Source organism: Streptomyces sp. NPDC030820 (genome assembly GCF_055572075.1).
This window is the reverse complement of the sequence record NZ_JBVIEB010000005.1, coordinates 408,145-418,950: the sequence shown is the minus strand read 5'-3', so window position 1 is coordinate 418,950 and position 10,806 is coordinate 408,145. Positions and strand designations below refer to the sequence as shown.

Genomic DNA, 10,806 nt, shown 5'->3' with positions numbered 1-10,806 from the left:
CACCCTTGGAGCCCGCCCGGTCCTCGGCAGAGCCACCGTCTTCGTCACCCTTGGAGCCCGCCCGGTCCTCGGCAGAGCCACCGTCTTCGTCACCCTTGGAGCCCGCCCGGTCCTCGGCAGAGCCACCGTCTTCGTCACCCTCGTGGACGGTGAAGCTACCGCTTGAGCGGAAGGTCTTGAGCGAATCATGACCTTCGGCGTGCGCCATGGGCGCTGACCAGAGACCTACCATCCCGCTGCCGAGCATGATCAGGGCCGCCGCCCTCGCACCCAGGAGGGGGTGATGCGAGGGAGCACCCTCGTCTTGGCGCCAGTTGCGCGTCGCCTTGCGTTTCGGGAACATCTTGCGTCCTCTCTCCTCGCATAGCCGAGGAAACTGTCCGATTGGTTCGAGGATGCAAACGTTGAGCCGCATCCAGCCTCATCACGCTTTCCGTGCGAACCGCATGGGATAACGGTTCGACCTGCGGAGTTAGGCCAGACGCTGGCATGTCTGCGACAGGCGGCTCAGCGCCGATGGCGCTTCTTGAGGCCAGGCGATAAAGTAATCAGCCTCAAATCGACATGACGGTCCGTCAGTTCCGCTGGCAGGCCGGTGGCCCGGCTGTCGCTCCGGGTGGGCGTCCGGGTGCCACGGCTCAGGGGCGGTGTTCAGGCCGTGGATGCAGCCCGTCACAGCGGCAGATCGTAGTCCGCGGCCGGCGCGACGTTCACCGCGTCGGCGAGGTCGGGATCCAATGCTTGACGCTGACGGCGGCCTCCCGCCCGAGCTCTCGCGTGGCGACGTGGTCGAGTTCCGCCGGCAGGAGCGGCTCGGTCTTCGACGGTGTACGTCCCGGCCCCTCGAAGTGCGCCGGAACACACTCCGCCCGGACCTACCGGGTGCCCTTCGACGGGCGCCGACCGGTCCACCTCGACCGGACCGCCCTGATCGGCCCTCATGAACGACCTGCTCACCGAGGGCGGCGGCCCCTTCCTGTACCCGCACGCGGTGACCGCGGCACTGTCGACGGGCGACCCCGGTCTGCCGGCTCGCGTCCGCCGCGGCCGGCAGGGCGAGGCTAGGCCCGGCGGGCGTGTCGTCCGGCCGGTCTTCTGGTTCCGTCCGGCCACAGCCGAGGAGTCCGCCTCGCCGCGATGTCCTCGATCGCGCCGAACGCGAGGGTCGCGACGGCGATCAGGGGCCAGACCAGGACGAACATCCACAGCGTGTACGTCGTGTCGAGCGCCGCCGCCGCGGTGTCGCTCTGCAGGAACGGCAGGTTGTACGCCTGGTCGATGATCGGCACCGTGGCCACGATCAGCAGGTTGTGCCACAGGTAGACCGTGACGGCACGGTTGTTCGACAGCGTCACCAGCTTGTCCCAGCGCGCCAGCCGACCCGGCAGCTCCTGCCACGACGGGGAGTACCGGAGCAGGATCGCCACGAACCCGAACGACCACACCGCCTGGGCCAGGGGGATGTCGTTCAGATCCCATCCGTCGGGGCCCGGATGACCCGAGGCCCACCACAGACCGAACACCATCACCGGGACCGAGCAGGACACCACCGCATACTGCGGGATCCGCTTCAGCATTCCCTCGTGGTGGGCGAAGCCCAGGACCCAGCAGCCGCCGTACACCACGAAGTCGGTCACCGCGTCCCCCGTCGCACCGGGAATGGTGACCAGGCCCGTGCCGACGACGGCCGTCAGTGCCGGCGGTGCCAGCAGCGTCACCCACGGGGCGCGGCGGAACGCCCACAGCAGCAGCGGGGACGCGACGACGAACCACAGATACGCGCGCAGGTACCACAGCGGACCCACCGCCTGGGCCGCCCATGTGTCCTCCAGCAGGCCGGAGTTGGAACCGAGGTGCGCGGGGTACGGCGGGGTGCCGATCGGAACGACGTAGTCGAGGAGTCCGAGCAGGCCCCAGGTCCCGCCGTGGTCCGGGTCCTTCACCGGGTTCCAGCCGTCCGCGCACATCAGTACCAGCACCACCGCGCCGAACACCCACAGCGGGGGCAGCAGGCGGTGGAGCCGGCTCCTGATCACGTCCCGTGCCGGACGGTTCAGCGAGCGCGCCGTCAACGAGCCCGCCAGCGCGAACATCACACCCATGGACGGGAACAGGATCGACAGCCAGGCCCAGCCGAAGAGGTGGTAGACCACCACCCGGACCAGGGCGATCGAGCGGAGCAGGTCCAGGTAGCGGTCACGGACCGGCTTCCACGCGGCCGGAGCGGGGGCGGGCCGCGCCGGGCCCGCCTGCGGGGCGTGCCCTGGTGGACTCAGGGGCGAGGCCACCTTCGCCACGTACTCGTGTGTCGTCATCCGACGGACCTCCGATCGCTCCTGCTTCGCGCGCCTGCTGCCGCGGGACCGCGCCGGGGACCTGCACCACGCCCGTGCGCCGCAACTTCTGCCAGCGCAGGCGGCCTCCGGTGAGTGCGGTGATCCAGGACTGAAGCAGGACCACATACATCAGTTGCCGATAGAGGATCTGCTGGAGCGGGAGGGAGATGAGGTGCGTCATCTTCTCCCGGTCGAGCCGGAACGCGTAGGCCGCACCGGCCGCCTGGACCGCCAGGACGCCCAGCCAGGCGACAAGCGTCTTCTGTGTGGGCCCGAAGACCACGCCGTACAGAAGGAACACGTCGATCAGCGGTGCCAGCAGCGGGGCCACGACCGTGAACAGGGAGACAAGCGGCAGACCGATGCGCCCGAAACGGCCCGACGGGCCCCTGTCGACGAGGGCGCGACGGTGCTTCCAGATCGCCTGCATCGTGCCGTAGGACCAGCGGTAGCGCTGCGACCACAACTGCCGTACGGACTGGGGGGCCTCGGTCCAGGCACGAGCCTTCTCCGCGTACACCACCCGCCAGCCGTGCCGGTGCAGGGCCATCGTGATGTCGGTGTCCTCGGCGAGCGTGTCGTCGCTCATGCCGCCGACGCCTTCCAGTGCCGACCGCCGGAAGGCCCCGACCGCGCCCGGAATCGTCGGCATGCAGCGCAGGACGTCGTACATCCTGCGGTCCAGATTGAAGCCGATCACATACTCGACGTGCTGCCAGGCGCCGATCAGGGAGTCCTTGTTGCCGACCTTGACGTTACCGGCGACCGCGCCCACCTGGGGGTTCGCGAAGGGCTGCACCAGTTCGCGCACGGTGGACGGTTCGAACACCGTGTCGCCGTCCATCATCACCACCAGGTCATGACGGGCGACCGCAAGGCCCCTGTTCAGCGCCGCGGCCTTGCCCGTGTTGGGCTGACGCACGACGCGCACGTCCGGCAGCCGCAGGTCCTCCACGATGCGGGCCGTGCCGTCGCTGGACCCGTCGTCGACGACGACCACCTCGATCGGGTGCTCGCTCGCCATCAGGGAACGGACGGTCTTCTCGATGCATGTGGCCTCGTTGTACGCCGGCACCAGCACCGACACCCGTTCGGTGACCGGGACCGGACCCCAGCGGAAGTCCTCGCGGCGTACGCGGCGGGCATGCACGCCCGACAGCAGGAGCAGCAGACCGATGCGGGTGAGGACCAGTACGCCGATGACCACCAGTCCGACCACGAGGCCGTCGGTGATGCCGTCCGAGACCCGGACCAGGAAGATCCACGCCTTGCCCTGCCACAGCTTCACGCCGGACACCGGGGTGTTCGCGCTGGGCGCGTGGAGCGCCTCGCCGAGGTTCTGGAACCGGTAGCCCTCGGCCTGCAGCCGGGGCAGTAACTCGGCCAGCGCCTCGACGGTCTGGTGGCGGTCGCCACCGGCGTCGTGCATGAGGACGATCGCGCCCTTGCCGCGCTCGGGGGTGGCCCGGCGGATGATCCGGTCGACGCCCGGCTTCCGCCAGTCCTCGCTGTCGATGTCGTTGACGACGGTGAGGTAGCCGCGGGTGCCGACGTACTTCGTCACCGGCCAGGACGCGTTGTCCATGGCATCGGGGAAGGAGCAGTACGGCGGCCGGAACAGCGACGAGCGGATGCCGGCCGCCCCGGTGAGCGCGAGCTGGCTCTGGGACAGCTCCCAGTCGATGCGCCGTCTGGACTGGTAGGAGAGGTCGGGGTGGTCGAAGGTGTGCAGGCCGACCTCGTGGCCCTCGGCCACCATGCGGCGGACGAGGCCCGGGTGCTGCGAGGTCATGGTGCCGGTGACGAAGAAGACCGCGTGCGCGTGGTACTCCTTCAGCACGTCGAGCACCTTGGGGGTCCAGGTGGGGTCCGGGCCGTCGTCGAAGGTGAGGACGAGACGGTGGTCGGGGACGCGCAGGCTGGTCGTGCGCCCGTTGCGGGTGTCGATGACCGGGCCGCCCTCGAGAACGCTCTCCGGAACCTTGTCGGTGGCGGCCTCGGAACGGACGCGGTAGTCGGCGAGGATCTCGCTGTGCACATACCCGCGCAGCATCAGCATCGCCACCATGGCGAGGAGGACCAGCAGGGGCAGTAGGAGGCGCATGCGCAGCCGGGCGCGCCGGACGCTCGCTGCGTTCTTCCGCGCGTTCTTCCGCGCGTTCTTCCGTGCGTTCTTCCGTGTGTTCTTCCGTGTGTTCTTCTGCGTGTTCTTCTGCGTGTTCTTCGTTGCGGAAGCGCAGAGGCCGGGGCTGGGTGCCATCAGCGGACGTTCTCCGGGGACGAAAGGCCGGTGGAGCCGGCTCCGACGGGTACGGGACGGACGGAACCGCCGGCCACGGAGCCGTCGTACACCGTGGACGGGCTCGGGCCGGGTGTGCCACCGCCGTCGGACGTGGTGGGGTCCGGCGAGGAGCCGGCCGGGCTGGACGGGTCGGGGTCCGGGGCATCGGTGGTGCGGCCGGAGGTGGGCTTGACGGAACTCGTCGACGGTTTCGGGACGGTGGATGCCCCCGGCGTGACCGGGCTGCCCGAGGGGCCGGGCAGGGCGGTCGCGCCCGCCGGCGGGGTCGTACGGTGCCGGGCCGGGGCGCCGGGTAGGAAAGCGCGGCTCGCGGAGCGGACCGGCTCGGCCGAGTCGCTCCGCGAGCGGGACGGCCCGGCCGGGGCGGAAGGCCGCGGCGAGGTGTCGACCCGGCCGGCCGACGTGCCGGCGTCCCGGTCGGGCACCGGCAGCCAGGGCGCACCGGAGTTGCCCGACAGGAGGGTGGCGAGGATGACGGCGGGATAGGCCGCGCAGGTGAGACCGACGGCGATGCCGAGGCGGCGGAAGCGGCGGCTGCGCCGCCCGGACGCGTCGACGAAGACGGGTCCTTCGCAGCCGGGCAAGTCGCCGGAGGTGCCCTTGGCGGGCTGGAGCAATCGGTTGTCCACGCCGCGCCCTACCACCGCGTCGGTCGCCCACGGACACGGCCACGGCGCCACGCTGCCGGCCGTCGTGAGGCGGATGAGTGGGCCGCACCGCTTGGACGGGGGCGGCGCGGTGCGGCCCGTGTGCCCCATGCGGGCACAGGTCCGGAGAGCACCCGGCTCGACCGGGCAAGAAGTGCCAGGTGCTCTCCGGAGTATGAGGGGGATGCCAGGCTCACGCGTCGCCGCCGTCCTCGGCGCCCGCCGGGTCGGGGGCGCAGCGATCGGCCCCGGCGGTCAGCGGACCGGCCTCACGGATCAGGCACGTCAGGGCCGAGGGCTCGTCGTGGTCGCCCCGCCACAGCAGAGGGACGTGGTCCTCGGGCCGGAATCGTCGGTGGTGCCAGGTGTCGCCGTTGCGGTCGGTCAGCGACCGTGCCAGGTCGTAGACGCGGCCCCACAGGAAGTACGGTTCACGGGCCGCGTGCCATGCCTCGTTGAGCAGACGCGGTACGTCGTGCGCGACCAGATGCACCGGCACGCCGTCCAGTTGGCCGAAAGCCAGTTGCGCATAGCCGGCCTGCCGGGTGTCGGCGTCCACCGGTGCCCCGATGACGGCGAGCCAGAAGTCCCAGTCGGCCAGGGTCACTGCCTTGATGCAGACCACCACGCGGTCGCGGTCCCATTCGATGGCCATGACCTCCGGCCGGTGGCCGTGGAACTGCACCCCCAGCGAGGCCCAGACGGCCTTCGCCTGGGCGCACTTCGCCTGCCACGCGACGGCTTCGGCCTCCAGCGAGCTCACCGGCTCGGCGTCCGGTTGCCCGGCGAGGGCCGGGGTCTGCCACAGGATCACCGTGTCATACGCCCGCGCCCAGCGCGGCCTTCGCTTCGCTTCGGACCCCCCGGAAAGCGGCCACGACACGGTGTCGGTGTCCAGCGCCAGTGCGAGCCTGACCGCCACCTCCGCCTCGAAGTTCGCGAAGCACTCACGGATGACCGTGGCGGCCGCTCGGATGCTCCCCTCCTGCGTCACGCTCCCACCGCCCAGGTCTCCCGGACGAGTTCGGTCAGGTTGCGCATGGCCCGGTGCTGGAGCGACCTGACCGCGTTGGGCTGCCGGCCCATCACCCGGGCCGTCTCGGGGACGGACAGCTCCTCGAGGAACCTGAGCCGGAGGCAGGTGCGCTGGTGCGGGTTGAGCAGGGGCAGCGCGTCGCCGACGACCTTGCGCGCCTCCGCGGCCAGGACACTGTGGAGCACGGTGTCCTCGGCATTGCCGTCCCACTCGCCCCACTCGCCGAACTCGCCGGTGGTCACCTCGCGCCGCGCCCGGCTGGAGGTGTAGTGGTCGGCGATCAGGTTCCGGGCGATCGTCAGCAGCCAGGCGTCGATGTTCTTTCCCTGCCAGGTGAAGGTCTCGATACGGCGCAGCGCCCGCACGAACACCTCCTGGGTGAGGTCTTCCGCGAGGTCCCGGTTGCGTACCCGGCGGACGATGCCGGCGTAGACCGTGTCACGGTGCTGGCGGTACAAGGCCGCGAACGCCTTCCGGTCGCCGCTTCGCGCTCGGGTGATGAGCTCGGGCTCCAGCCCTCTCAGCGGACCGGTCTCGGCCCAGGCATGAGTCACTTGACTGTCTCCGTTCGGCTTGGGCATCGGCGAGGAGGCGCGGGGTACGGCCGGCCCTGCCGACGCCCGGGAGACCGCCGTTCTCGGTCCCCTCCCCCGCGCGGCCCGCCACCGCCCACCCGACGGGACAGGAACGATTCCTCGCTCACGGCCCCTCCCTGGTGATGGCCTCGACGGGGATCTGCAGCGCTGCGGCGATCCGCCTCAGGGTTTCGGGGGTCGTACCCCGGCATCCTTCTTCGATGCGCATGATGGTGCTCGGATGCCTATCCGTGAGGCTTGCAAGGCTCCTGAGCGAATGCCCGCGCGCCTCACGAAAGGCACGAATTGTGGCTCCGTTAGGTGTCACGGGGAGGAGAGTAGCGAGGGAGACACCTCACCGCAAGGAGTGAATGCAATCCCGAGAGGCGGGAATACATCACCGTGAGGCGTTGACCAGGCTTGTCGACCGCACGGAGGTGTCACATGAACGGTCACCGATGAGATGAACGTGTCACTGGTGAGGCTGAATCCGCCAGGCAACGCCTTACTGGCCCACACACAGACTCGTTACTGGTCAACAGCTTGAAAGTATCTGTAGGTGTTGCCATACGGTGAGGCATCATGACGACTGTGACCACCACTCCCCGAGACTGGAAGCGCCTCGCGGCGGCCATCCGTGATGCACGCAAGGCGCGCGGCTGGAGACAGGAAGACCTCGCGGAAGCGGCGGGCATCGGCTACTCCACTGTGCAGCGCGCCGAGTCCAGCGACGGCTACAAGACCATGCCGCTCACCATCGACAAGATCGAACGGGCTCTCGGCTGGGCACCCGGAAGCGCCAGGACGGTCCTGGAGGGCGGTACTCCGACCCTGGTGACGGACTCCGGCATATCCGCCCCGGACGCCGCGGCCGGGGCATCCGCCTCCGGGGACGCCGCCGGGTTCGTCTCACGGCTCCCGGCCCGCATCCAGCACGAACTCGCTGACGGGGAGCTCGTGGACACCGACGTCATCGAGTTGAAGCGCAAGGGCATGCGTCTGATCGTCTTCGCGACGCGCGATCCCGAGCAGGCCCCGGAGGACAGGGCCGAGAAGGCCGAGGACATCCGGGAATGGACGCGTGTGCAACGCCGGCTGCGCGGCCTCGCGGGCGATGGTGACTCTCTCGATAAATAGACATCTGAGGATTTTCAACCAATCGCTACACACGCGCCGTATCTGCGTGGTTCCATTCCGTCTACCTCTGGCGGGGTATGACCGCAACGGGTATCTGGGATGGGGTGTCCGCATGGAGACCAGAGAATGGCGTGTGGAGCGAGTCCGGGGCATCCCGCACGGTGCGAAGGTGGTCATCGACGCGCCGGAGGGTGAGGTCGGCATCGTCTGGGTCAACGAGGAGGAGTTCACCGATGATGCGTCGGGTTTACTCGCGGAGCGCCTGACGAAGCCCTCCAGATCACTGCCGACGTGACCCGCCGCTCAGTCCGAGTGGGCTCGGGCCAGGCCGTGGTCGTAGGCGAAGATCACCGCCTGGATGCGGTCGCGTGCGCCGATCTTGGCCAGGACGCGGCCGACATGCGTCTTCACCGTGGACTCCGACAGGACGAAACGCGTGGCGATCTCGCCGTTGGTCCAGCCCTTGCCGATGGCGACGAGGATCTCGCGTTCGCGGTCGGTGAGGGCGCTCAGGCGCGGATCCTCGGCGGAGCCGTCGCCGCCCGGTGGTACGAGCCGGGCGAACCCGGCTGCGCGGAATGCCGTGGGTCAGCGCGAGCGCACGGAGGTGGTTGTAGGCCGAGCGGCCCGGGTGGATCGACTTCGCCTCCAGCAGCGCCCCGACCTCCGGCAGCGGCGCCTGGTGCCGGGCCACCGGTGGGCGCTCATGTGGCTGCTGCGGTGGTCGAGGCGTCCGGTTGGTGGACGAGCCCGGTGGGCAGGGCGACGTACGCCGTGACGCCCGAGCCCTCCGTGGGGCGGAGTTCGACATGGGCGCCGAGGCGGGTCGCGAGCGCGCCGACGACGTGGTGGCCCAGGAACCGGGTGGGCGCGGTGAGCAGCGGGCCGGCCTTTCCGGACAGCAGTGCGTTGGCCTGGGCCATGCGCTCCGCCGTCATCCCGATTCCCCGGTCGACCACGGCGAGGCAGTACTCGCCGCCGTCCCGCCAGCCGTACACCGCGACGGGCTGCTGGGGCGGGCTGAACATGAGCGCGTTCTCCACCAACTCGGCCAGCAGATGCGAGAGTTCGGCGACGCAGTGGCCACGGACGCGGCACTGTTCGATGTCGGTGACGGCGACCCGCTGGTACTGCTCGACCTCGGAGACGGCCGACTGCACCACCTCGGTGACGGTGACCGTGCCGGGCCAGCGGCGGGCCGGGGGCTCCTCGCCGGCGAGGACGAGCAGGGACTCGGCGTTGCGGCGCATGCGCGTGGCCAGATGGTCGAGTTCGAAGAGTTCGGCGAGGGCGTCCGGGTCGAGTTCCTGGCTCTCCAGAGTGGTGATCAGGCCGAGCTGGCGGCTGAGGAGCGCCTGGTTGCGGCGGCCGAGACTGGCCAGGGACTCGGTGCTGTTGCGGCGCAGGACGGCCTGTTCGACGGCGAGGCCCACGGCGGTGCGCTCGACGTTGCGCAGAGCGGCGGCCAGCCGGGTGATCTCCCGTGCGGTGCCGGGGACTTCGGCCACCTCGGGCTCTGCGGGCAACGGGGTGTCGGGGTCGGCCTCCTGGATGTGCGTGACCACCTCCGGCAGCCTGGTGCCGGCGACCGCGTCGGCCTCGTCGGCCAGGGCACCGAGGGGGCGGGTGATCGAGCGGGCGGAGAACAGGGCGAGTGCGCAGGCCACGGCGAGGATCGACGCGCCCAGCGCCAGGAAGCCGATGAGTTCCCGGGTGGCCGCGCCGCCGACCTGGTCCGCTCGTGCCCGTACGTCGTCACCGACCTGTTTCTGCACACCGTGCAGAGCGTCGACGAGCGTCGTCATGTCGGCCCACCAGCGGGTGGGGTCGACATCGAGGGACGAGCCGTCGGCGCCGGCCTCGGCCTTGGCCTCGTACCCGGTGACGCGTCGGGCGGCAGCCGTTGCGAAGGCGTGGTCGAGGGACGACTTCTCGGCACTGTCGGCGAGTTGGCGGAACTGGCCGAGGGCGGCGACCCGCGTGGCGCGGATGTCGGTGAAGTCGAGGTACTCGCCGGAGCGGAATCGCCGGGCCGCGAAGACACCGTTCAGGGAGCCGCGTTCGAGAGCCACCGCCTCCGTGGCCCGTGCCAGGGCCTGCAGCGCCTGCACGCCTTGCGCGATACGGCGATCGCCGTCGGGCGCGCCGGCGCCCTCGGCGTCGATCAGCGCGGTGACGGCCCTGGTGTAGAAGCGGAGAGTGGCGGTGCGGTCGGCGGTGCCGGTGTCGACGGCGGTACGGGTCGCGATGAGGCCGGCGAGCGGAAGCTGGGCCCGGCGTAAGGCGGAGGCCGCGGCCCCGGGCAGATCGCCGCCCTCCTCCGCGAGCGCCGCCCTCAGGGACGTACGCGCGTCGTCGGTGCGCGCCCGCTGGCCGCGGACGTCGTCGCGGTACTGTTCGGCGCCGCTCAACAGGCCGTTGGTGAGGCCACGTTCACGCTGGAGCTCACGGACCAGGTCCTGTTCCCGCAGCAGGACGCCGACCTGGGACTCCGTGGCCCGTGAGGCGGACCAGTCCTGGGCGCGGTCGGCGACGCCCAGCCCGGTCAGGGCGAGGAGCAGACAGGTGGGTACCGCGAGGACGATCGCCATACGGCCTCGGATGGAGCCCCAGCCGGGAATGCGGACGGAGTGGTCAGGTCGGCGGATTCGGTTCCCCCTCATGCCCCGCGAGGCTAGGGGCGGCCGGGCAGGCGCCTGGTTTCCCTTGCGTAAGACGTCGATTCACAGGTGCTCACCCGGCACGGGCAGCAGCTGTGAGCGGCGCGCCGTGC

At 70.5% G+C, this 10,806-nt stretch carries 9 protein-coding genes and 3 pseudogenes; 2 read left to right on the top strand and 10 right to left on the bottom strand.

Annotated features, from left to right (window positions below):
* The 7 genes and pseudogenes from ACZ418_RS16910 to ACZ418_RS16880 all read right to left on the bottom strand — a co-directional run.
* Positions 1 to 208: pseudogene (locus ACZ418_RS16910) on the bottom strand (hypothetical protein); the annotation flags it as partial.
* A gap of 853 nt (positions 209 to 1,061) precedes the next feature.
* On the bottom strand, positions 1,062 to 2,315 hold the full coding sequence (locus ACZ418_RS16905; protein ID WP_468362978.1) for an acyltransferase family protein: 1,254 nt from the start codon (positions 2,313 to 2,315) through the stop codon (positions 1,062 to 1,064).
* Complete coding sequence (locus ACZ418_RS16900) at positions 2,197 to 4,440, bottom strand: bifunctional polysaccharide deacetylase/glycosyltransferase family 2 protein (RefSeq protein ID WP_468363216.1); 2,244 nt, start codon at positions 4,438 to 4,440, stop codon at positions 2,197 to 2,199. Before ACZ418_RS16900 ends, ACZ418_RS16905 begins: the two co-directional genes overlap by 119 nt.
* Positions 4,441 to 4,595: 155 nt before the next feature.
* Positions 4,596 to 5,267, bottom strand: a complete 672-nt coding sequence (locus ACZ418_RS16895) for a hypothetical protein (RefSeq protein ID WP_468362977.1) — start codon at positions 5,265 to 5,267, stop codon at positions 4,596 to 4,598.
* 211 nt (positions 5,268 to 5,478) lie between these two features.
* Positions 5,479 to 6,279, bottom strand: a complete 801-nt coding sequence (locus tag ACZ418_RS16890) for a BN159_2729 family protein (RefSeq protein ID WP_468362976.1) — start codon at positions 6,277 to 6,279, stop codon at positions 5,479 to 5,481.
* On the bottom strand, positions 6,276 to 6,875 hold the full coding sequence (locus ACZ418_RS16885; protein WP_468362974.1) for a sigma-70 family RNA polymerase sigma factor: 600 nt from the start codon (positions 6,873 to 6,875) through the stop codon (positions 6,276 to 6,278). The genes ACZ418_RS16890 and ACZ418_RS16885 overlap by 4 nt, the downstream gene beginning before the upstream one ends.
* 145 nt (positions 6,876 to 7,020) lie before the next feature.
* A complete protein-coding gene (locus tag ACZ418_RS16880; RefSeq protein ID WP_450981387.1) occupies positions 7,021 to 7,224 on the bottom strand; it encodes a helix-turn-helix domain-containing protein in 204 nt (67 codons plus the stop codon).
* A 254-nt stretch (positions 7,225 to 7,478) separates the two neighbouring features.
* Here ACZ418_RS16880 and ACZ418_RS16875 point away from each other — a divergent pair, with 254 nt between their 5' ends.
* Together ACZ418_RS16875 and ACZ418_RS16870 are read left to right on the top strand one after the other, a co-directional pair.
* Entirely contained in the window at positions 7,479 to 8,033 is a 555-nt protein-coding gene (locus ACZ418_RS16875; RefSeq protein WP_468362972.1) for a helix-turn-helix domain-containing protein, read from the top strand.
* Positions 8,034 to 8,145: 112 nt separating this feature from the next.
* The gene (locus tag ACZ418_RS16870) at positions 8,146 to 8,328 is read left to right on the top strand and encodes a hypothetical protein (RefSeq protein ID WP_468362970.1); all 183 of its coding nucleotides are present in this window, start codon (positions 8,146 to 8,148) and stop codon (positions 8,326 to 8,328) included.
* Between the two features lie 8 nt (positions 8,329 to 8,336).
* On the opposite strand, the pseudogene ACZ418_RS16865 reads toward ACZ418_RS16870, so the two are convergent.
* The 3 genes and pseudogenes from ACZ418_RS16865 to ACZ418_RS16855 form a co-directional block, all read right to left on the bottom strand.
* A pseudogene (locus ACZ418_RS16865) lies at positions 8,337 to 8,564 on the bottom strand (response regulator transcription factor); the annotation flags it as partial.
* Between the two features lie 31 nt (positions 8,565 to 8,595).
* A pseudogene (locus tag ACZ418_RS16860) lies at positions 8,596 to 8,724 on the bottom strand (ABC transporter ATP-binding protein); the annotation flags it as partial.
* A gap of 13 nt (positions 8,725 to 8,737) precedes the next feature.
* A complete protein-coding gene (locus ACZ418_RS16855) occupies positions 8,738 to 10,696 on the bottom strand; it encodes a sensor histidine kinase (RefSeq protein ID WP_468362968.1) in 1,959 nt (652 codons plus the stop codon).
* Positions 10,697 to 10,806: the final 110 nt, after the last annotated feature.